Consider the following 21,972-nt stretch of genomic DNA (forward strand, 5'->3'; position numbering starts at 1 on the left):
CGCAAGGAGTCTCTATGACACTCAACGCCCAGGCACGCATCACGCGTGAGCGACTCGCTTTCCTCAATCGCGACGGCCTGCAACTGGCCGGCCTGCTGGAACGGCCGACCGGCCAGCCCCGCGCCTATGCCCTGTTCGCCCATTGCTTCACCTGTTCCAAGGATATCGGCGCCGCCACCCGCATCGCGCGCGCCCTGGCCGAACAGGGATTCGCCGTGTTGCGCTTCGACTTCACCGGCCTAGGCAACAGCGAGGGCGATTTCGCCAATACCAACTTCAGTTCCAATATCGACGATCTGGTCAGCGCCGCGGAGCATCTGGCCGAAACCGGCTGCGCGCCCGACCTGCTGATCGGACACAGTCTGGGCGGGGCGGCCGTGCTGGCCGCGGCGCATCGCATCCCCTCGGCCAAGGCCGTGGTCACCATCGCCGCGCCCAGCGACCCGGCCCACGTCGCGAATCTGTTCGAAAACAGCCGCGAGGAGATCAAGGAGGCCGGTTACGCGCAGGTCAATCTGGTCGGACGGCACTTCACCATCAAAAGGCAGTTCCTCGAGGACATCGAATCCCATTCCCTGCATGAACAGATCGCGCACCTGAACCGCGCCCTGCTGATCCTGCATTCACCGACCGACGAGGTAGTGGGCGTGGAACATGCCCGGCACATCTACGAGGCCGCCAAGCATCCCAAGAGTTTCATCTCGCTGGACCGGGCCGATCACCTGATCACCCGCCAGGAGGATGCGAGCTACGTCGCCGACACCATCGCCATCTGGGCCAGCCGCTACCTTGCCCGCTGCGCGGAGGACGGCGGCCGCATGGAATCGCCCGCGCTGCAAACGGGCGAGGTCCTGGTGCGCGATACCTACGGGCATCTCACCCACGAGGTCTTCACCGAGTCGCACCGCCTGCTGGCCGACGAACCGATCCACGAAGGTGGCGACGCGATGGGACCGTCGCCGTACGAATACCTGCTCGCGGCCCTGGGTTCCTGCACCGCGATGACCCTGCGGCTTTATGCCGAGCACAAACAGCTCCCGCTGCGACACGTCAGCGTGCGCCTCACCCATGCCAAGGTGCACGCGCAGGACAGTGAGCACTGCGCGGAAAATCATCCCGAGAAACTGAGTCTGATCACGCGCGAGATCACGCTCGTCGGCGATCTCACCGAGGCGCAGCGCCAGCGCATGCTGCAGATCGCCGATCGCTGCCCGGTGCACCGCACCCTGACCGGCAAGATCTGCATCGAATCGCGCCTGGCGACCTGACGCTTACAACGGGAATTTGAACTCCGATACACCCGCCGCCCTATAATCACCGGCCTGCAAAAACCGAAAGGACGACATCCATGGCACGTACTCCCTCGACCATGCTCGACCTGGGCACGTCTGCACCCGATTTCTCCCTGCAGGATGCCGTGAGCGGCAACACCGTTTCGCTGTCCGATTACGCCGGCAAACCCCTGCTGGTGGCCTTCATCTGCAACCATTGCCCGTTCGTGCAGCTGATCCGCCACGAGTTCGCCCGCTATGCGCGCGAATACGAGCAAAAAGGGCTTGCGGTGGTGGCGATTCAATCCAACGACGTGGAAAGCCACCCGGACGACAGCCCGGAAAAGATGCAGGACGAGGCACGGCGTTTCGGCTACACCTTCCCCTATCTCAGCGACCCGACGCAGGAAGTGGCCAAGGCCTATCGCGCCGCCTGCACACCGGACTTCTTCCTGTTCGATGCCGACCACAGGCTGGTCTATCGCGGCCAGTTCGACGCCGCCCGCCCGGGCAGCGATGTTCCCGTCACCGGCGAGGACCTGCGCGTGGCATCCGAGGCGCTGCTGTCCGGCACGCCGGTTCCTCAGGACCAGAAACCCAGCCTGGGCTGCAATATCAAATGGAAGCCCGGCAACGAGCCGGATTACTACGGCTGAGCCGTCGCCCGTCTAATCGAGCAGCGCATTGAGGTGGGCGGCCACGCTGCGCCCCAGCGCGGACAAGGCGTAACCGCCCTCCAGGACCGAGACGATGCGGCCGTGCGCACAGCGCGCGGCCATCTCCACCAGCATCTGCGTAACCCGCTGGTAATCGCCCTCCACCAGGCGCAGGGCGGACATATCGTCTTCCACATGGGCGTCGAAGCCGGCCGAAATCAGGATCAACTCGGGCCCGAAATCCTCCAGCGCCGGCACCCAGTGCCGCTCGACCGCCTCGCGGAACACCACGCCGTTGCTGCCCGCCGGCAGGGGGACATTGATGATGTGTTCGTTGCCGCTGTCCGCGCCCTGGTAGGGGTAAAACGGATGCTGAAAGGTGGAGCAGTACAGCACGCGCGGATCGTCGCGGAAAATATCCTCCGTCCCGTTGCCGTGATGCACGTCGAAATCGACGATCGCGACCCGCTGCAACCCGTACACCGCCAAGGCATGCGCGGCACCCACCGCCACGTTGTTGAAGATGCAGAACCCCATCGAGCTGTCCCGCGTGGCATGGTGACCGGGCGGACGCACCATGCAGAAGGCATGGCGGACGTCGCCGCGCATGACCAGATCGACCCCGTATACCACAGCGCCCGCAGCGTGCAGCGCGGCATCCAACGACTCGGGGCTCATCCGGGTATCGGGATCCAGCCATGCGCGGCCTTCCAGGGGCGAGGCCTCGAAAATGGACTGCACGTACGCCGGAGTATGCACCCGCTCGAGCTGCTCGCGGGTAGCCGCCGGCGCGGTTTCGTGGCGCAACAGCATGTCCAGACCCGAGGCGATGAGCTGGTCGTTGATGGCGTCCAGCCGCGCGGGTTGCTCGGGATGATCGATCCCCATATCGTGAAGCCGGCAGGCTGGGTGGGTAATAAGTGCGAGCGTCATGTCGGGAACATCCACATGGCTTAAGCTTCCAATGGCCGATGGAGTCAATTCATGGAACGGACCGCTTCATTCTCGCCCGCGCAATGTAACAATGCCAGCATGCCACCGCCGACCGAGCTGAGGGAATCCTGATGGGACCGCATTACCTGAGCAGACTGTTTTCGCCCGAATCCATCGCCGTCATCGGCGCCAGCGAACGCCCGGACTCGGTGGGCATGCGCGTACTGGTCAACCTCAGGGAAGCCGAGTATCAAGGCGCGGTCTACCCGGTGAACCCCAAGCACAAACGCGTGCTGGAGCAACGCTGCTATCCCGACGTAGCGTCGATCAACAAACCGGTCGACCTGGCGGTCATCGCCACACCGGCACCCACCGTGCCGAAGATCATTCACCAGTGCGGCGAGGCGGGGGTGCGCGCCGTGGTCGTCATTTCCGCAGGCTTCGGCGAAGTCGGCGAACAGGGCCACCAGCTTCAGGAGGCGCTGATCGAGGGCGCGCGCCGATACGGCATGCGCGTCCTGGGCCCCAACTGCCTGGGCATCATGCGCCCGGAAATCGGCCTCAACGCCACCTTCAGCAAAAACCGCGCACACCCCGGGCATCTCGCACTGGTCTCGCAATCCGGCGCCCTGTGTACCGCCGTCCTGGACTGGGCGGAACAGAACGATATCGGTTTTTCCGCCATCGTCTCCCTGGGCGACGCGGCCGACCTCGATTTCGGCGACGTACTGGATTATCTGGCGCTCGATCCCGACACGCGCAGCATCCTGCTCTACATCGAAGGCGTGCTGGATGCGCGCGGCTTCATCAGCGGCCTGCGCGCCGCCGCCCGCCTCAAACCGGTCATCGTCATCAAGGCAGGACGCCATGCCGCGGGGACGCGCGCCGCCGTGTCGCACACAGGCGCCCTGATCGGCGCGGACGACGTCTTCGATGCGGCACTGGAACGCACCGGTGCCGTGCGGGCAGCCAGCGTCGCCCAGCTCTTTGCCGCGGCGGAGATCCTTACCGTCAACAAGCCGGTGCGTCACAACCGGCTTGCCATCGTCACCAACGGCGGCGGACCGGGCGTCATGGCCAGCGACCGTGCGTCGGAAATGGGCGTCGCACTGCCCGATCCATCGAAAAACAGCATTGAGGCCCTCAACGCCCTGCTTCCCAAACACTGGTCGCACGGCAACCCCATCGACATCCTCGGGGATGCGCCGCCCGATCGCTATGGCCGTGCGGTAAAGGCCTGCCTGGACGATCCGGCCTACGACGGGGTCGTGGCCATGCTCAGCCCCCAGGCCATGACGGAACCCACCGAGGCCGCCCAAGCGGTCGTCGATGCCGCCAAGGACCACCGCAAACCGGTGCTCGCCTGCTGGCTGGGCGAAGCGCAGGTAGCCGACGCGCGCGCGCTGTTCGCCGAACACCATATCCCTTCGTTCAGTACCCCCGAGGACTCCATCGAGGCCTTTTCGTTTCTGAGCAACTATCACCACAACCAGGCCCTGTTGCGCCAGGTTCCACCGCCGCTGCACGGCCATGCCGCACCCGACATCGAAGGCGCTCGGCTGATCATCGAAAGCGCACTCAGTGAGAGCCGCAGCCTGCTCAGCACCACCGAGACACGCGCCATCCTGAGCGCCTTCCATATCCCGATTCTGCCGGCCATCCAGGCCAAGGACGCCAACGACGCCCTGATCGCCGCCGAGGCACTGGGCTTCCCGGTCGCGCTCAAGATCGACTCCCCCGATCTCACCCACAAATCCGATGTCGGCGGCGTGCGGCTCAACATCGGCAATGCACCGGCCGTCCGCGGCGCCTATCAGGCGCTGATGGAAAACGTACAACGCCGCGCCCCCGATGCCCGGGTGCACGGCGTGACCGTGGAACACATGTACGAAAGCGCACAGGCCCGCGAGCTGTTCATCGGGGTGATGCGCGATCCGGTATTCGGCCCCACCATCAGTTTCGGCCTGGGCGGCACTGCGATCGAGGTGCACCGCGACCGCGCCGTCGCACTGCCGCCGCTCAACACCTTCATCATCCGCAGCATGATCGGCCGTACCCGCGTCGCGCGCATGCTGGGCGAATTCCGCCAACTGCCCGCGATCAACATGGGTGCCCTGGAAAGCGTCCTGGAGCGCATCTCTGAGATGGTCTGCGAGCTGCCGCACATCAAGGAACTGGACATCAATCCGCTGATGGCCGACGACCAGGGCGTAATGGCGGTGGATGCGCGCATCGTGGTCGAGCTGCCGGCCCGGCATCACGACCGTTACGACCATATCGCCATCCACCCCTATCCCAGCCACCTGGTCAGCCGGTGGCAGCTGCCGGACGGCACCGAGATCGTATTGCGCCCCATCCGCCCCGAAGACGCAGGCATCGAACAAACCTTCGTCAAGGAACTGTCGGACGAGTCGCGCTACTTCCGGTTCATGCAGGCCCTGCACGAACTGACGCCCGAAATGCTGGTGCGTTTCACGCAGATCGATTACTCGCGCGAAATGGCCTTCATCGCCGTCACCGAAATCGACGGCCGCGAGGTCGAGCTGGGCGTGGCCCGCTACACCATCAACCCCGACCGGGCGAGTTGCGAATTCGCCCTGGTCGTCCTCGACTCGTGGCACCATCGCGGCATCGGCACTCACCTGATGGAAAAACTCATGCAGGTCGCCCGCGCCCGCAGTCTTCAGACCATGGAGGGCGAGGTATTGAGCAACAATCGCAACATGCTGGAACTCGTTCATTCCCTCGGCTTCACCAGCCGCCCCAGCCCGGATGATCCGCAGATTCAGATTGTGTCTGCCAGGTTGTAGTGGGTGAGGTGTGGGTTGTGTTGTATTCGACAGGTGTGCAGCCCTGTACCGTTTGTTTTGAATGCAGTTAGATAGGCATGTGGAATGGTTTCGCGCATTCATGGATGCGTGTTTCTAATTAGCTCTTGTAGTAATGCGCGAGCCGGGTTCTTTGCTCGCCCAAAGAACCCGGCGGAAGAAAGGGCGCCCCACGGCCACGCTATGCCGACACACTGCCTTCCTGGCGCGTCGGCATTCGTGCGCCCCTGCACATCACCTTCACACCCCGCGGTCTGACCCGAGGTCTTTCGACAGGCCGTCCCTGGCCTGCGAAAGACGCGCGTGATCCTTCACGCGCCCTGACGGCTCCTGGTCAGTCCAATGCGGGGCGTTCCGGGCGTGGCCGACGGGGATTAAAGACAGGTGCCGAGCCCTGAGTGCGAAGTGCTGAGTAAAAAACCGCTCTAGACGCTCACTCAGTCCTCAGTACTCTGCACGCAGCACTGTTTTTTCCTTCCCCCGTCCCACCTTGCCGAGCGACCGATGGCTTGCAGGGTCAGTCCGGCAGGGACGCCGGGCTGAGGTTCATCGCACCAGGGAAGGTGCGTTGAACCGTGCCCGTCGCAAGCCGGCGGTTGTGAGGGTAGCCCGCAGGGCCAAGGCGGTGGGGGCGCATTTCTTTCGTCCCTTTCTTTGGGCGAACAAAGAAAGGGACTCGCACGCCACAATAGGTGTTAGATAAGAAAATCCCAGCGCGTTAGCGTGCGAAACAGGGCCTCAAAGCCATCTAACCGAAAACCCCAATCACCCATACGGCTCTTCCTCTCGCGGATCGACCAGCTCGATGCGCGCATCCCCCTCGAGCAGCGCAGTCCGGTAAAGCACATGCGCGAGCACCTGCGGGGCATGCAACAAAACCAGGTGGGCACGATTCATCGACATGACGCGCAAACAATCGACCAGCAAACCCAACGCCCTGGCATCCTCGACATCGAGATCCAGCAGCTCGAGCGTCAGCACATCACTCTCTGCGGCCGTCGCGTGCAGCGATGCCAGCGCGGGCGCCGCATTTTGTGCATTCAACTCACCCGCCATGGCCAGACGATCGGGCGCCAGGGGTTGCACACGAACCGCAGGCGACGAGTGCTTCACGGCGCGCCAGTCGCCCCCGGCAGTTCCACGACATAACGTCCGTGGGTTTCTCCCGCCAGCATGCGCTCGAACGTCGAGGGCAGATCCTGCATGCCGATGACGCCGCTCACGAAGGGCGCGAAATCCGTGATGCGCAGATCGCCGGCCAGACGTTGCCAGATCGCCAATCGCAGCGGGCGCGGACAATCGACCGAATTGATGCCGACCAGGCTCACCCCGCGCAGGATGAACGGCATCACCGTGGTATGCAGCTCATGGCCGGCGGCCAGTCCGATGCTGGCAATACTGCCCCATGGCCGTACCGTACGCGTCAGCCAGGCCAGGTACTCTCCACCAAGGGTATCGACCGCACCGCCCCAGGCGGCCTTTTCCAGCGGTCGCTCGCCCAATTCCAGGCTGCGGCGGTCCAGCAGCTCGTCGGCACCGATTTGTTTCAACCAATCGTGCAGTCCGGGCTTGCCGGTGAGCGCCACGGTTTCGCATCCCTGTTTTTTGAGCATGGCGAGCGCGAAACCGCCCACGCCGCCGGTCGCCCCCGTCACCAGAACCGGCCCAAGCTCGGGGACGAGGTGGTTGTCCTGCAGGCGCTGCACGGCCAGCGCGGCGGTAAAACCGGCCGTCCCCAGCGCCATGGCATCGAACGGCGTCAGCCCCTCCGGCAGGGGGACGACAGCCTCAGCCGGCACTCGCACCAAGCCGCTGTAGCCGCCGTCACGCGTCTCGCTCAGGCCGCAGCCCGTGACGACCACTGCATCCCCCGGCTTGAGGCCGGAGACCTCGGAGCTGTGTACCACGCCGGCCACGTCGATCCCTCCCACCAGCGGGGAGGTGCGCAAGATCCGACCGCGCCCCGTACCGGCCAGCGCATCCTTGTAGTTCACCGAGGAATAATGCGCCTCGATCACAACCTCGCCCGGCGATAGATCGGTCAGGGCGAGCTGTTCCAATCCCGCACGGTGACCCTGTTTGTCGCTGTAAATCCGGAACGCGGGAAAGGTATTGCCGGCCATGTACACATCTCCCCTATCTGAACTTGCGCTCGAATTCCGCGCGCTCTAGTGTGTCTATATCCAAGTATGAAACATCCGACATCGATGCATCACCCTGCTTCCGTCCTGCAAGGCCCCAGCGTTGCCCGTTGGCGATGCCCGAGCTGCGGACGCGATGTCCCCAGGCTGCTTCCGAACGGACAACTCAATCGCCATCCGGTTCTCGCGTCGGAATGGATACTACCGGATGCTTCCATCGCCCAGACCCTCCAGCAGTTCGATCTGCAGACCGAGTTCGAGGTCTGCCTGGCCTGCAGAGACACCGCACATGACCTGCTGGGTACCCTGATCAGGCTCGAACTGCGCGGCGGCCGCTCGGATGTCGGCGTGATCGGGGCGCTCTGCATCGGCCTGGGTCCGGTCGCACAACTGATGATGTTTGCCGAAGAAAACGATGCGCTCGCACTCAAAGAGCGCCTTCCTCTACCCGAGCTCATTCCCGCCCGGCTTCTCTACCTAGATTCGCCGTCTGGCGTACCGTCCGCCGTATGGTCGGCACATCAGGCACGGATCGACACACTGCGCGCCCTGCTGGACGATTCGGCATAAAAATGCCGGGCACTCGGCCCGGCATCCAACAAACCCGACAGGTCTTGCGCCTAGGGCTCAGAACTTCATGTTGTACTGCGCGCTGAGGATATCCACGCTGGATTTGTAGGTACCCGTGAGGGTCTGGTTTGCACCGGTCTCGGTCGTGTTATTGATCTTCGTATTCGGCACGAACAGATGCGCATAGCCTACGTCCAGCGAGGAACGGCGGTTCCAGGCCCAGTTGGCGCCCAACGCGATCCAGGTGCGGTCATTGCCCGGGATGCGTGGCGTGCGGTGTTCCGCGTTGGGTATCGGCGTCTGGTCATAGGCGAGCCCGCCTCGCAGCTTCCATTGGCCGTTCACACGGTAGGTCGCGCCGGCGGACACACGCCAGGTGTCCTTCCAATCCTCGGTAGTCGTGGTGCTGGGCTGATAAGGAAAGTTGGCGTAATCCACCACCAGTTCCTTGAAGTGACTCCAACCCGTCCAGGTCAGGTCGGTCATCAACGTCCAGTCGGGTGAAAGTAACTGCACCCAGCTCAAGGAGGCGGAATCGGGCAGGGTGATGGCGGCATCGACGCTCTGATTTACGAAGAACTGGCTGTTCAGCGGGGAAGCCGACATCGCATTATTGAATGCGGCCGAGCGATCGAAGGTAGCCGTGCCGCTCAGGTTCTGGATCACCGTGGAGCGGTAACCGAAGCCGATCGTGGTACGGTCCGACGGACGATACAGGAACCCGAAGTTCATGCCGTAACCCCAGGAATCGCCCTTGATCGTGGCGTAGCTGTCCTGCGGTTGATAGCCGGGCGCTGCCGTCAAGGCCCCGGGATTACAGTAGCTTGTATTCTGGTTATACAGACCCGCACAGGTCAGGTAGGAATCGGCGGCCTGCGACAGCTTGGCGTCGATGTACTGCGCATTCAGACCGATACCGAACGCCCAGCGGTCACTGAGCTTGAACGACAACGCCGGATTGAGATTCAGGGTATACATCTCGGAATCGATGGCGTGGTAGCGGCCGATCCAGTCCTTGTTGTATTTGGTCGCCAGACCGAAGGGTGCATTGATCCCGAAACCGAAGGTTACGTTTCCGGCCAGTGGACGCGTGTAATAAAAGTTCGGCACATAGCCGGTGACGCCCCCGTCTCCGCCGTTATTGCCGGCAGTGGCATACGGCACATTACCTGTCGTGGCCGTCGCCGAAGCATCGCTCAACTTCGCACTGGGCTGAATGACATGCACCCCCACCGTCATGCCGCTGCCGTCCATCGCCGACAGGGTGGCCGGGTTGTAATACATGCCGCTGGGATCGCCGGTGATCGCACCCATGCCGGCAAAGGCAGTGCCCAACCCACTGGCGCTTTGCTCGGTAAGCGCAAAGCCCGACGCATGGGCCATGCCTCCGGCGCCTGCGAGAGCGAACCCGAGCAGGGCTGCCGAAATCTTTTTTCGATGCGTATTCATCACTCGTCTCCTCTAGCTCTAATGGATCTGTTGTTGTTTTGCTCCATTCTCACCGAAACAACACCGGCTACCCTGCCGGGTGTAATCTCTCGGGCACAGGGCGTGGTTTGCCGTCGGCATCCACGGCCACATAGGTCAAACCCGCATCGGCCACAGCCACCGTCTCAATCTCGCCGTCGCGATGGCGCTGCGCAATCACCTCGACATTGATGCCAATCGAGGTGTGTCCCACACGGCTTACCTCGGCATAGAGATTCACCATGTCGCCGATGTACAGCGGCTTGCGAAAGTTGATGTAGTTCACGGCCGCCGTCACCACGCGCCCCTTGGCAAGCAGGACCGCCGGGATGCTGCCGGCGATGTCGATCTGCCCCATCAGCCAGCCACCGAAAATATCGCCGCCGGCGTTGGCGGCCTGCGGCGTCGCCGGCACGCGCATCACCGGGGCGCGCCCGTCCACGACGCCGTTCTCAGGATTCATGCACAATGCCCTTCATACATGCACTCTATGGCTTCGTGATATTTGTTTTCGATACGCGCCCGCTTCATTTTCATGGTCGGTGTCAGCAGGCCGTCCTCGATGCTCCAGGGCGTGAGTGAAAGCGTCACGCGACGGACCTGAGCGTAGCCGGGAAAATCATCTATCGCCTGAGCGATGCGATGCAGAACGGCCTTTTCAACATATTTGTCGCTCAAGCTGGCCGCCCCGTGCGAATCCACATCCAGCCCGGCTGCGAATTCCTTCCAGTGATCTTCGTCAAGCACGACAAGAGCGCTGAGATACGGCTTCCCCTCACCGATAATCATGACCTGCTCGAACAACGGATCCATGGTGATGGCCATTTCCATGTCTGCCGGCGGCACCTTCTCACCGTTGGCCAGCACGATGATCTCCTTCAATCGGCCGATGATGTAGATATGCCCGCCCTCATCGATGCGCGCCTGATCGCCGGTATGCAGCCAGCCGTCCGCATCGACGGCTTCCTTGGTTGCCTGCTCGTTGTTCCAGTAACCGAGCATGACATTGGGCCCGCGCACCAGAAGTTCGTCACGCTCGCCCACCTTGACCTCCACGCCCTCCAGGGCGAGGCCGATACTTTCGGGAATATTGTCATCGGGGTGATTCACGCTTGCCACCGGACTGCACTCGGTCATGCCGTATCCCTGGAACAGCGGCAGGCCGAGCCCGATAAAGACCTTCGCCACTTCGGGCGGCATCGCCGCACCGCCGCAGATGGCGAGCCGCATGCGCCCGCCCAGTCGTGAAAGAATCTTGTGCGCGACCGCTTTTTCCAGCAGCGGCCAGGTCAGAAGCGAGGGATGCCAGCCGGCGCGCCCCTGGTGATGTTGAAAGCGCCGCCAACCGACCGCTACCGCACGCCTGAACAGGCGTTGCGCCAAGGGGGACTTTTTCTTCAGACCGTCGAGAATACGTCCGTAAACCCGTTCGTAAATCCGCGGTACCGATACCAGGATGGTGGGACGGATCGCCTGGAGATCCTCACCCAACTGCGGGATGGAACGGGCATAAGCCACCTGGATACCGACCATCATCGCCATGTAGTAACCGGCGGTGCGCTCCAGGGTATGCGACAACGGCAGGAAGGAAAGCATCACGTCTTCCATCGACATGGGTGCACAGCGGCTGGAGGCATAGGCATTGCTGAGTATGTTGTGGTGACTCAGCATGACCCCCTTGGGTCGGCCGGTGGTCCCGGAGGTGTAGACGATGGTGGCGAGGTCGTCCGCGTCGCTCTCGCCGGCCTGCAGATCGCCGCGCACACCGAACAGCCATGCGCTCAGCGATTCGAGACGACCGTCCGCGGGCCCGTCTTCCTCTTCGATGGTATTGACGCTGATAATGCGTTCAAGACCCTGGATTTCATCCTTTACGGTCTGCAGCTGCTGCCACTGGCGCTTGCCTTCCACCAGCAGCAGTCGGATATTCGCGTCATTGATGATGTAGGCCGCATTCTCGGGGCGGTCCTCGGTGTACAGGGGTACCGTGACCAATCCCAGACCCAGCGCGGCCTGATCAAAAGCGATCCATTCACGGGAATTGCGCAACATGATGCCGACGCGATCGCCGGGCTTAAGCCCCTCACGCAACATCGCCGCCTGCCAGTCACCCACCTCGTTGGCCATTTCGCGCCAGGTGGTTCGCGTCCACTCGCACCGACCGATATCGTACTGCCGATATGCGATCGCATCCGGTGTCTGATGTACCCGTTCACGAAACAACCCGGCCAGGGTTACCGCCTGCTCCGGCGAGATGGTCGCACCGGTTGTCATTCACTCCACCCTATGAATCATTTAAGTTATTGTTGTAGCCGAGACAGTGTGAATCTGTCGCCAGACGTCATCATATTGTAACTATAGCCTGCGCCCCAGCCCTTTTTCAGAACACGAAACACGACTATGCAAACTGTGGGGCTTTTCAACCTGAAAGGCGGCGTCGGCAAAACCACTGCCGCGGTCAATCTGGCCTGGCTCGCCGCGCACGCGGGACATCGCACGTTGTTGTGGGACCTCGACCCTCAGGGCGCCGCCAGTTGGCTGTACCAGGGCGAACCGCAGCGCAAAAAGCATGCAAAAAAACTGTTCGAGGGCGCACATCCGGTCGGCGAATTCATCACCCCCACCGCCTACGAGCGCCTGGACCTGATTCCCGCCAACCTGTCCGGCCGTCATCTCGACCGCCTGCTTGCCGGCCAGTCCGAAAAACACGAACGCCTGCAGCAACTGCTCGAACCGCTGGCGGAGGAGTATGCGTTGGTGATCTTCGATTGTCCGCCGAGCCTCTCCAACCTGGCGATGAACGTCTTTCACGCCGCCGACGTCCTGCTGATGCCGTTACTGCCCAGCCCGCTCGCACTGCGCGCCTACGAGCAGGTCATCGCCCAACTGGCCAAACAAAAACTCCGCCGCATCAAACTGTATCCGTTTTTGACCATGGTCGACCGGCGCCGCCAACTGCATCGCCAGATGCTCGAAACCTTACCGGGCCGCATCAAGACCCTGCTGCACACTACCGTCCCCTACAGCGCGGTGGTGGAACGCATGGGTGTGGAACGTGCGCCGCTGCCTGCCTTTGCACCCAAATCACCGGCCGGCCAGGCCTATGAGGCCCTGTGGCAGGAGGCCCGGTCCCTGCTGGCGCTTTAATCCGATGCGGCATGCGCCGCCCACCAGAGCCGCGCCCGCAATCCCCATGTCGTGCTGTAACCCAGCTCCGCGAAGCGGATCGTTCCCTGCGGGCCGATGACGAAGTCCGTGGGCACCGCCTGCACGCCGAACCGCCGCGACAGCTCGCCGGACTCGTCCACGATAACCGTCCAGCCCAGCCCGTGTTTTTTGAGATACTGCCGGACGTGTTTGGCGTCGCCGGACTGCATGGCCACCGTAATCACCGGCCAGTCACGGGCCACCGCCGTAATATTGGGCTGTTCCAGGTGGCAGACCGGGCACCAGGTCGCCCAGAAGTGCACCAGCACCGCCCGCCCGCGGTAATCATCCAGACTGAGCCGCTGGCCCGCCAGGGTTTCGACGTTGAAAGATGGCGCGGGGCCGACCGGCAGGGTCCGCGTGCGCCAGGCCTGAATACCGAAATAAACGCCCGCCACGACCAGGACCTCCGCCGCCAGCCACAGCAGCTTCCGCGTACGTGGCTTCATCAGCGGATCATCAGCGCCTGTCCCGGACGCGCCCGCGTGGAACGCGGCTTCGGCCCCTTGCGCGCCGCCCGCACCACCAGTTCGTCCGGGTCATCGAGCAGGCGGTTGCGCTGCGTCTCGGTCAGCAGCACATTCCTGGCAATGAAATAACGCAGGTTGGGATCGCGGTCATTGACACAGCGCTCGACCTGCTCGGGCGTCAGGTCCTCGCGCTTTGCGCAATTCAGGCGTACCGTCTGGTTCGGGTCGTCGAGCAGGATGGCCACTTCTTCCGCGCTCAGGTCCGCCCGGCGCGAAAAATAGGCCTTCACCTGGGCATGCTGATCGCGTACCAGACAAGGGCGCCAGCGCGGATCGAGATCGGCGGACAAGGCCATGTCCATACGCTCTTCGATGGGAATCTGTTTGTATTCCTTCAGTAGGACGTCCATCGCTTCGACATCGCACAAGCGGCTGAGAATATACGGCCGCGCATTCTATCACTACGCGAATCCCTTGATTTAAAAGGGGATATCCCGCACTACCGCCCGCTCTCAACTAAAATTAGAATATGAGCATGAACTCAGCACAGCACGTGGAAATTCTGAAGGCCTATCCTCACACCGACGCGGTGGAGGCGGCCAAGCCGCATTACACCGATGCCGAGCGTGCCGATGTGAAGCAGCGCATCAAGCAACTGCTCAAGGAGCAGAACGCGGTGCTGATCGCGCACTACTACACCGATGCGGAGCTGCAGGAACTGGCGGACGAAACCGGCGGGTACGTCTCCGACTCCCTGGACATGGCCCGCTTCGGCAAGGAACACCCTGCCGACACCCTGGTCGTGGCCGGCGTACGCTTCATGGGCGAAACGGCCAAGATCCTCTCTCCCGAGAAACGCGTCCTCATGCCCACGCTGGAGGCCGAGTGCTCGCTGGACCTGGGCTGCCCCATCGAGGAATTCGCACCGTTCTGCGACGCCCACCCCGACCGTACGGTGGTGGTGTACTCGAATACCAGCGCCGAAGTGAAAGCCCGCGCGGACTACGTGGTCACCTCCAGCATCGCCGTCAAACTGGTCGAGCATCTGCGCGACCGCGGCGAAAAGATCCTGTGGGCCCCCGACCGCCACCTGGGACACTACATCCGCCGCCAGTCAGGTGCCGACATGGTGATCTGGGACGGCGCCTGCATCGTGCACGAGGAGTTCAAGGCCCGTGCGCTCGAGGAGCTGAAGGCGGAGCATCCGGAGGCGGCCGTCCTGGTTCATCCCGAATCGCCGGAGGACGTCATCGACATGGCCGATGCCGTGGGTTCGACCTCACAACTCATCAAGGCCGCCCACACCCTGCCCAACAGCAGTTTCATCGTGGCCACTGACTACGGCATTTTCTACAAGATGCAGCAGGCGGCTCCCGGCAAGACACTGATCGCCGCCCCGACCATGGGCAAGGGCGCCACCTGCATCAGCTGTGCGCACTGCCCCTGGATGGCCATGAACGGCCTGCACAACCTGCTCGAAACCCTGAAAACCGGTCACAACGAGATTCATGTCGACGAAGAAATCCGCGTCAAGGCCCTGCGCTCCACCCAGCGGATGCTGGATTTCGCCGCCACCCTGAAATAGACCGTTTGTCAGCTCTGACCGCCGATATGACACCGTTCGTCACAAAAGTGTGAACGGCATCGTTGACATGCGCCTGCCCACATTCCTAAGCTGCAAGGTCGCGATGGTGTAACGGACCATCTCATGTCCAAGGATACTGCCGAAAAACCGCAGATTCCGCTGGAGGTTTTCAGAAAGCTGGTCTTCACGCTCAGCCCCGAAGAACTGGCCAAACTCCCGCCGGAAAAGCTGCCCGAGAATATCCCGGCCGATTTTACCGAGGAGGCGCCTCTGTATTCGCGCGCCGCCCTGGAAGGCCTGATCCTCGCTTCCAACTCCTACCATCTCAACCGGCGCCTGACGATGCAGGGCAAGTACGGTGACGAGATCATGGACGCCCTCGACCAGTCTCGCATGAAGGGACTGCCGGCCAGTATCCGGGTGTTCAAGAACAAGGTGCTGGATCTCGCCGCTCTGTTCCAGGAATACGGCAAAAGCGACGAACAAAAACATCAGGATCTGCTGTCGACCAACGTGCGCCACCTGGGCAGCCTGCTCATGGACGTACGCTCCGAAAACACCCGCATTACGCGGCTGTCGCGACTGCTCGAATCCACCCTGCAGAAACACCGCGAGGATCGTGATGTCTTCACCCCCGCGATCAGGCATCTCCACAATCAGTCGGAGCGCATCGAACGCCTGCTCGCCGAGTTCTACCTGCTGCGGCTGAACATCAACGCGATCCAGATGCGCAAACTCGCCGCCATTGCCGAACAACACGAGGAAGAGGCCAGAAACCTGTTTCACGAAGCCGAGGCCATGCGGGCCGAGTTGGAAAAGACACAGACCGTGTGGCGGCGCACGATGAACAAGAAAAAGGCCGACGACGAGGCCCGCGAGATCCGGCTCAAGATCGAGACGCTCATCAACGAGCAAAAGGCGCGCGAGGTCGCCATTTCCGAAAACGACCTCACGCACTGGCTGGACACCATCGTCGACGTCAGTGTGCACCCTTACACCCGTGAGCGGGTGGGACGCACCCTCAACCTCGCCCGCCTGGCGCTCTACAACCTGCTGGACCGCTACTGCGTCGGCCAGGAACGGGGCGCGCGCCAGATCGCCCGCAACCCCTTCCTGCAGATCGACGCCAAACAGGCCATTCAATACCTGCTGCTGTCCGAGCAGTTCATCCTCGACTACTTCGCCAAGAAGCGAAACCAGGCGACCGCCTTCCTGAGCGATGTCGCACAGATCAAGATCGAGGATCTCGACGCCCTGGAAGGCGTGCTGCTCAGCGAACTCAAGAAGAACAGCCGTTTCGGCAGCCGCGGCTAAAGCCCGCGCAGTTTCACGCCCTCGTTCAGCCACGCCGCCCACTGGGCGTGCAGAGAAACGTCGACGCCGTCTTCGCCGGCCCGTCCCTGCAGGTAACGCTGCAGATCCTCAAGCAATTCGGAATCCATCAGGGCCGGTTCCTGAGCCAACTGATCGTGCAGCAACCGGTAGATCAGCTTGAGCTCGGCCAGCGTGTATTGATCAAGGGGTTTCATACCCATCTCTCCCGCCCGTCAACCATGTTTAGGCAGCCAGAACGCAAACGGGATGGCGATGAACCCGCAGACGACCGCCGCCCAGAGCGGCGCCTCGGCACCCTGCGCCTGGGCAAGCGGCCCCAGCAGCATGACACCCACCGCACCCAACGCATTCCCCAGTCCCAGCGCAATGCCCGAACCCAGCGATCGGTTCTCCGGCACGATGTCCTGCCCGATCAGCACGGTAAGCGGAAGCGTGGAGAACAGTCCGATGCCCAGCAATCCGAGCACCGCGTACGCCATCCAGCCTGAAGACAGCAAAAAAGCCGGCAACAGCAGAGCGAACGCCACACTGGCGATCCGCACCACCACCTGCCTGCCATAACGGTCGGCGAGCTGCCCGCCGCCGACATTGCCGATGATCCCGACCACCAGCATCGTGGCGATCAGCGACGCGCCCTCGACCAGCGATCCGCCCTTTTCGTGCCAGACCAGCGGAATAAACGTAACCACGCTGAAGATGACCAATGCCCGCAATGCACAGTAGGTCACCAATCGGCTGAAAGGGCTGAGATGGGCACGCCATTGGATCGGGTTTTCATGCCGATTGCGCGCCGCCAGCTGGGGTGTGGCCTGCCAAAGCACGGGCAGGGTCAACAGCCCGGGAATCGCCAGTATCCACAGCATGTGCAGTCCCCAGTGCACCACAACCCAGCTTGCGAGCACCGGCCACAGGCCGCGACCGATCTCGCCGCCCACCAGGAATACCGACATGGCGGCCCCGTCCCGTTGCACCGCCAGGGAACGCACACCGGCCATCGCCTGGGGATGGAACATCGAATTCGCAATCCCGATCAGCACCAGGATACCGACCAGCGGCCAGAAGCCAGGCGCCCAGCCCACCAGGGCGGCCCCCAGCGTGCTGCCCGCCAAGCCGAGCAACACGAACAGCCGCCCACCGTGGTGATCGGCCAGCCAGCCCATGAACGGCTGCAGCGCCTGTCCGACCAGCAGGGCACCCATCAGCGGCCCCGCCAGCTTTACCGGCAGACTGAGGCCCAACAGAATCGCAGGCAGAATGCCCGGCAAAAAATTCGCCGCGCCGTCATTGAGGAAATGCGCCCAGCTCATCAGGCTCAATCGGGCCGGATGCGGTGCGCTCAAGGCTTGGGAGGTCGTGCTCATGGATTCGTCTCTGCTTTATGCGTAGTCTATCGGACCCTCGGCAAGGCAAACACCCACCGCAAACACGGTTGCTCCCGACAAGACCCGCCCGACCATGTACAAACGCAAAGCGAGAGTCCTGTTCGTCTCCCGGCACTGTCGTGCCCGCCCCGTGCTGGCGGCCGCGCTGGCCGGCGGCGTGGGCGCCGACTGGCTGGAAGGGCGTGCCGCCGGCATCGACCCTAAACCCGTGCCGTTGGAAATAGGACAACTGCTCGCCGAAAAAGATGAATCGAGCCCCGGGCGTTGCCTTGCGCTCGCACCCGAGCTGCTGGAATGGGCCGATCTGGTGGTGGCCTTTACGGAAGACGATCTGAAAACCATCGGGCCACTGCCCGCCACGACCCGGAGCAAGGTGTGGGACGTCGAACCTGACGAGACAAATCCCGACCGGCTTTATGCACGCCTCAAACACCGTGTGGAATGCATGGTGGGTGGTATGCGGATGCTTTCCAGGGTGGATGAGGACGATTGAGATGGCTGGGTTTTGGTTCCCGAGTTAGGTAGGTATGGGGAACCGTTTCGCGCATTATCGGGTGAGCGTTTCTAACTGACCGTTGTCACAATGCGCGAGTTCATTTTCTTTGCTTGTCCAAAGAAAACGAACCAAAAGAAACGACACCCCACGGCCGCGCTTTACCTGCACACCCCGCGGTCTGACCGGACGTCGCCCGACAGGCCGTCTTGGCCTGACGGGCGACGCGCGTGATCCCTCACGCGCCCTGACGGCTCCTGGTCAGTCCACTGCGGGGCGTTCCGGGCGCAGCCGACGGGGACATTCGGCGTGAGGAGATGGCAGTGTCTTTTCGCCTCACCCCTCACTTCTCACGCCTTACTCTCCATCAATGCCGCTGCAGTTTCTCCTTGATCTGCAGCAGATTGCTCTCCAGCCCCAAACCGAGCTTCTTGTTGGCGAACACCAGCAAAGGGTAGGTGCGCAACATCAGGGAGCGGACCTGTTCGTCGACCTTGCGGGTCTCGCCGGCCTTGAGCAGGACCAGCGCCTCCTCAACGGAAAGCAGGTTCTGCGGCTCGGGAGCAACCGCCGGCTTGGTTTCGGTCTGGGGTGTCTCCTGCTCGGCATTGGTGATGACGCGGTTGCCGCCGGTGGCGATGGCCTTGGCCAGGCGCGCCTCGGCGATTTTGAGCACCTCGTCGAACTGCAGGTCGTGGGTGAGCTGCGGCGTTACCAGACCCGCGCTGATGGTCATGCGAAAGCGCGTATTGCCGACCCGGTAGCCGGTCTTGAGCATGATCTGGTGCACGCGCGCGGCGACGTTGACCGCCGAATCCTCATCCGCGCCGGGCATCAGCACCGCGAACTTGGCGAGACCGACGCGGGCGGCCGTGTCCTCCTCGCGCACCGTGCCGGAAATGATCTTGCTGATGTTGATCAGCACCCGCTCCGCCAGTTCCTTGCCCTTTTTCTGATACAGCACGTCGTATTTGTCGACGTTGAAGCGGATGATGGAAATCGGCGAGCCGTGACGGATGGCGAAGGACAGCATCTCCGGCCCATGCTGCGTGAAGTAGCGCAGGTTGGGCAGCCCGGTCAGCGGGTCGATGGTGGACTGCTTCTCCAGGGTGTGCTGGGCCTGCGCCAGCTTGCGGTTGGTGTCCTGGAATTTGACCGCCGAACGCGCGCGCGCCTTGAGGTGCAGCGAATCGAACGGCTTGGTGATGAAGTCCGTCGCGCCCAGCGACATCGCCTGACGATGCATCTTCTCATCGTCGTTGTGGCCGGTAATGATGATCACCGGCAGGTGGCTGATCCGGTTGTGGATCGATTCCCGGATATTGCGCAACAGCTGAAACCCGTTGACACGCGGCATCATCAGGTCGGAAAAGACCACCTGAATGCCGTTGTCCTTCTGGATCATGTCCCAGGCCACGTCGCCATCATCCGCCTCCACGACATCGAAGTCGTGGGACAGCAGGCGGCGCATCGACTTTCGCATGACCCGCGAGTCATCGACGATGAGGATGCGCGGCTTTTCGATTGTGATCTGGGTCTGGGTCAGCTCCATCCGGCCCCTCCTGGCGGTTCGAACGGGAGACAGGTCCGCCTTATATATCACAGACCCCGTTTAAGGACCTATCCCGACATAGTCCGCGGACCGGATTTGCACACCCAAACCGGCGTCGGCAAGGGACGCGCGGGGAGCTGCGGCCCGGCTACGGGCAGGTGTGCAACATAGCTGGCGCGGCTTTGGGCCGCAACCCCCAGGGCGACGAGGCAGGATCAACCTGCCGCGGAACGCGACGCCTTTTTGCGCTCATGCTCCTTGAGCAGTTTCTTGCGCAGCCGGATGTGGTGTGGCGTCACCTCGACCAGCTCGTCGTCGTCGATGAATTCCAGAGCCTGTTCCAGGGTCATCTGGATCGGCGGTGAAAGCAGCAGGTTCTCGTCCGTACCGGCAGCGCGGATGTTGGTGAGCTGCTTGGCCTTGAGCGGATTGACCACCAAATCGTTGTCACGCGAGTGAATGCCGATGATCATGCCCTCGTAGACCTCCTCGCCGTGGCCGATGAACAAACGGCCGCGCTCCTGCAGATTGAACAGGGCGTAGGCCAGCGCCTTACCGTCGGCATTGGCGATCAGCACCCCGTTCACCCGGTTGCCGATGGCGCCCGGCCGGTGTGTGCCGTAATGATCGAACACATGGTGCAGCAGCCCGGTGCCGGAGGTGGCGGTCATGAACTCGGTCTGGAAGCCGATCAGGCCGCGGGCCGGGATGATGTAATCCAGGCGCACCCGCCCCTGGCCGTCCGGGCGCATGTCGCGCAGTTCGCCGCGCCGCTCGCCCAGGCGTTCCATGATGGTGCCCTGATGCTGCTCCTCGACATCCACGCTGAGCTGCTCGTAGGGCTCCATGAGCTCGCCGTCGACCTCCCGCAGAATCACCTCGGGACGCGACACGCCCAGCTCGTAGCCTTCGCGGCGCATATTCTCGATCAGGATGCCGAGATGCAGTTCGCCGCGGCCGGAGACACGGAACTTGTCCGGATCGTCCGTATCCTCCACGCGCAGCGCCACGTTGTGCTTGAGTTCCTCGGTGAGGCGTTCGCGGATCTTGCGCGAGGTGACGAACTTGCCGTCCTTGCCCGCGAACGGCGAGCTGTTGACCTGGAAGGTCATGCTCACGGTGGGCTCGTCCACGGTCAGCGGGGGCAGGGCCTCGACCTGTTCGGGATCGCACAGCGTATCGGAGATGTAGAGCTCCTCCATGCCGGTGAAGGCAATGATGTCGCCCGCCGTGGCCTCCTCGACCTCCACCCGGTCCAGGCCGTGGAAGCCGAACAGCTGCAACACCCGGCCATTGCGGAGCTTGCCATCCCGCTCGATGACCTTAATCGCTGTATTCGGCTTGATCCGGCCGCGGGAAATGCGCCCGATGCCGATCACGCCCACATAACTGTTGTAGTCCAGCGAGCTGACCTGCATCTGGAACGGTCCGTCGAGGTCGACGGCCGGCGGCGGCACGTGCTCCACGATGGTTTCGAACAGCGGCGACATGTCCCCGGAGGTCACGTCGGTGCTCATCCCCGCGAAACCCTGCAGTGCGGAGGCGTACACCACCGGAAAATCCAGCTGTTCGTCGGTCGCGCCCAGCCGGTCGAAGAGGTCGAAGGTCTGGTCCACCACCCAGTCGGGCCGCGCGCCGGGACGGTCGATCTTGTTCACCACCACGATGGGCCGTAGGCCGCGCGCCAATGCCTTCTGGGTAACGAAACGGGTCTGGGGCATGGGCCCGTCCACGGCATCGACCAGCAGCAGAACCGAATCCACCATCGACAGCACACGCTCCACCTCGCCGCCGAAATCGGCGTGGCCGGGGGTGTCCACGATATTGATGCGGTAGTCCTGCCAGGTCACCGCGGTGTTCTTGGACAGGATCGTGATGCCACGCTCCTGCTCCAACGCATTGGAATCCATCACCCGTTCGCCGGTGGTCTTGCGCGCATCCAGGGTGCCGGACTGTTGCAAAAGCTTGTCGACAAGGGTGGTCTTGCCATGGTCGACGTGGGCCACGATGGCGACATTGCGGAGTTTTTCGATCACGATACAGCTCGATAACGGCAGGAAAGGGGCCGGGATTATACTCCGA

General features: G+C 62.7%; 20 protein-coding genes. 8 read left to right on the top strand and 12 right to left on the bottom strand.

Features of this window, described 5'->3' with window-relative positions:
• The first annotated feature begins 14 nt into the window (after nt 1–14).
• Nucleotides 15–1,268, top strand: a complete 1,254-nt coding sequence (locus P8Y64_05870; protein MEJ2060001.1) for an alpha/beta fold hydrolase — start codon at nt 15–17, stop codon at nt 1,266–1,268.
• Nucleotides 1,269–1,348: 80 nt separating this feature from the next.
• Nucleotides 1,349–1,927 carry a thioredoxin family protein gene (locus tag P8Y64_05875; GenBank protein ID MEJ2060002.1) on the top strand — a complete coding sequence of 193 codons (579 nt, stop codon included), beginning with the start codon at nt 1,349–1,351 and terminating at the stop codon, nt 1,925–1,927.
• A gap of 12 nt (nt 1,928–1,939) precedes the next feature.
• On the opposite strand, the gene P8Y64_05880 is transcribed toward P8Y64_05875, so the two are convergent.
• Nucleotides 1,940–2,860, bottom strand: coding sequence for a histone deacetylase family protein (locus tag P8Y64_05880; GenBank protein ID MEJ2060003.1), 921 nt, complete (start codon nt 2,858–2,860; stop codon nt 1,940–1,942).
• 131 nt (nt 2,861–2,991) lie between these two features.
• Here P8Y64_05880 and P8Y64_05885 point away from each other — a divergent pair, with 131 nt between their 5' ends.
• Nucleotides 2,992–5,670, top strand: a complete 2,679-nt coding sequence (locus P8Y64_05885; GenBank protein ID MEJ2060004.1) for a bifunctional acetate--CoA ligase family protein/GNAT family N-acetyltransferase — start codon at nt 2,992–2,994, stop codon at nt 5,668–5,670.
• 783 nt (nt 5,671–6,453) lie between these two features.
• Here the strand turns inward: P8Y64_05885 and P8Y64_05890 are convergent.
• Both P8Y64_05890 and P8Y64_05895 read right to left on the bottom strand, forming a co-directional pair.
• Entirely contained in the window at nt 6,454–6,744 is a 291-nt protein-coding gene (locus P8Y64_05890; GenBank protein MEJ2060005.1) for a hypothetical protein, read from the bottom strand.
• A 53-nt stretch (nt 6,745–6,797) separates the two neighbouring features.
• Nucleotides 6,798–7,811 carry an acryloyl-CoA reductase gene (locus tag P8Y64_05895; protein MEJ2060006.1) on the bottom strand — a complete coding sequence of 338 codons (1,014 nt, stop codon included), beginning with the start codon at nt 7,809–7,811 and terminating at the stop codon, nt 6,798–6,800.
• Nucleotides 7,812–7,895: 84 nt separating this feature from the next.
• Here P8Y64_05895 and P8Y64_05900 point away from each other — a divergent pair, with 84 nt between their 5' ends.
• Nucleotides 7,896–8,399: a hypothetical protein gene (locus tag P8Y64_05900; GenBank protein ID MEJ2060007.1), complete on the top strand. Its 504-nt coding sequence runs from the start codon at nt 7,896–7,898 to the stop codon at nt 8,397–8,399.
• Nucleotides 8,400–8,456: 57 nt separating this feature from the next.
• Here P8Y64_05900 and P8Y64_05905 read toward each other — a convergent pair whose 3' ends face one another.
• The 3 genes from P8Y64_05905 to P8Y64_05915 form a co-directional block, all read right to left on the bottom strand.
• Nucleotides 8,457–9,848, bottom strand: a complete 1,392-nt coding sequence (locus P8Y64_05905; GenBank protein ID MEJ2060008.1) for an outer membrane protein transport protein — start codon at nt 9,846–9,848, stop codon at nt 8,457–8,459.
• 67 nt (nt 9,849–9,915) lie between these two features.
• Nucleotides 9,916–10,329: an acyl-CoA thioesterase gene (locus tag P8Y64_05910; GenBank protein MEJ2060009.1), complete on the bottom strand. Its 414-nt coding sequence runs from the start codon at nt 10,327–10,329 to the stop codon at nt 9,916–9,918.
• Nucleotides 10,326–12,140 (bottom strand): long-chain fatty acid--CoA ligase, encoded by a 1,815-nt coding sequence (locus P8Y64_05915; GenBank protein ID MEJ2060010.1) that lies wholly within the window; start codon nt 12,138–12,140, stop codon nt 10,326–10,328. The genes P8Y64_05910 and P8Y64_05915 overlap by 4 nt, the downstream gene beginning before the upstream one ends.
• A gap of 126 nt (nt 12,141–12,266) precedes the next feature.
• On the opposite strand from P8Y64_05915, the gene P8Y64_05920 reads away from it, so the two are divergent.
• Nucleotides 12,267–13,013, top strand: coding sequence for a ParA family protein (locus P8Y64_05920; GenBank protein ID MEJ2060011.1), 747 nt, complete (start codon nt 12,267–12,269; stop codon nt 13,011–13,013).
• Here the strand turns inward: P8Y64_05920 and P8Y64_05925 are convergent.
• Nucleotides 13,010–13,522 carry a protein disulfide oxidoreductase gene (locus tag P8Y64_05925; protein ID MEJ2060012.1) on the bottom strand — a complete coding sequence of 171 codons (513 nt, stop codon included), beginning with the start codon at nt 13,520–13,522 and terminating at the stop codon, nt 13,010–13,012. The genes P8Y64_05920 and P8Y64_05925 overlap by 4 nt on opposite strands.
• Complete coding sequence (locus tag P8Y64_05930) at nt 13,522–13,953, bottom strand: hypothetical protein (protein MEJ2060013.1); 432 nt, start codon at nt 13,951–13,953, stop codon at nt 13,522–13,524. The genes P8Y64_05925 and P8Y64_05930 overlap by 1 nt, the downstream gene beginning before the upstream one ends.
• Before the next feature lie 119 nt (nt 13,954–14,072).
• Between P8Y64_05930 and nadA the strand changes: the two genes are divergently transcribed.
• Together nadA and P8Y64_05940 are read left to right on the top strand one after the other, a co-directional pair.
• Nucleotides 14,073–15,128 (top strand): quinolinate synthase NadA, encoded by a 1,056-nt coding sequence (nadA, locus tag P8Y64_05935; GenBank protein MEJ2060014.1) that lies wholly within the window; start codon nt 14,073–14,075, stop codon nt 15,126–15,128.
• 123 nt (nt 15,129–15,251) lie between these two features.
• Nucleotides 15,252–16,442 carry a hypothetical protein gene (locus tag P8Y64_05940; GenBank protein ID MEJ2060015.1) on the top strand — a complete coding sequence of 397 codons (1,191 nt, stop codon included), beginning with the start codon at nt 15,252–15,254 and terminating at the stop codon, nt 16,440–16,442.
• Here P8Y64_05940 and P8Y64_05945 read toward each other — a convergent pair.
• Together P8Y64_05945 and P8Y64_05950 are read right to left on the bottom strand one after the other, a co-directional pair.
• Entirely contained in the window at nt 16,439–16,657 is a 219-nt protein-coding gene (locus P8Y64_05945; GenBank protein MEJ2060016.1) for a hypothetical protein, read from the bottom strand. The two genes, P8Y64_05940 and P8Y64_05945, sit on opposite strands and share 4 nt — an antisense overlap.
• 18 nt (nt 16,658–16,675) lie before the next feature.
• Nucleotides 16,676–17,824: an MFS transporter gene (locus P8Y64_05950; GenBank protein MEJ2060017.1), complete on the bottom strand. Its 1,149-nt coding sequence runs from the start codon at nt 17,822–17,824 to the stop codon at nt 16,676–16,678.
• 94 nt (nt 17,825–17,918) lie between these two features.
• Between P8Y64_05950 and P8Y64_05955 the strand changes: the two genes are divergently transcribed.
• A complete protein-coding gene (locus P8Y64_05955; protein ID MEJ2060018.1) occupies nt 17,919–18,338 on the top strand; it encodes a hypothetical protein in 420 nt (139 codons plus the stop codon).
• Nucleotides 18,339–18,705: 367 nt separating this feature from the next.
• On the opposite strand, the gene P8Y64_05960 is transcribed toward P8Y64_05955, so the two are convergent.
• Complete coding sequence (locus P8Y64_05960) at nt 18,706–19,890, bottom strand: response regulator (protein ID MEJ2060019.1); 1,185 nt, start codon at nt 19,888–19,890, stop codon at nt 18,706–18,708.
• A gap of 215 nt (nt 19,891–20,105) precedes the next feature.
• Nucleotides 20,106–21,926 carry a translational GTPase TypA gene (gene typA / locus P8Y64_05965; protein MEJ2060020.1) on the bottom strand — a complete coding sequence of 607 codons (1,821 nt, stop codon included), beginning with the start codon at nt 21,924–21,926 and terminating at the stop codon, nt 20,106–20,108.
• Nucleotides 21,927–21,972 lie beyond the last annotated feature (46 nt).

This window comes from Gammaproteobacteria bacterium (assembly GCA_037388465.1).
Lineage (GTDB): Bacteria > Pseudomonadota > Gammaproteobacteria > SpSt-1174 > SpSt-1174 > JARRKE01.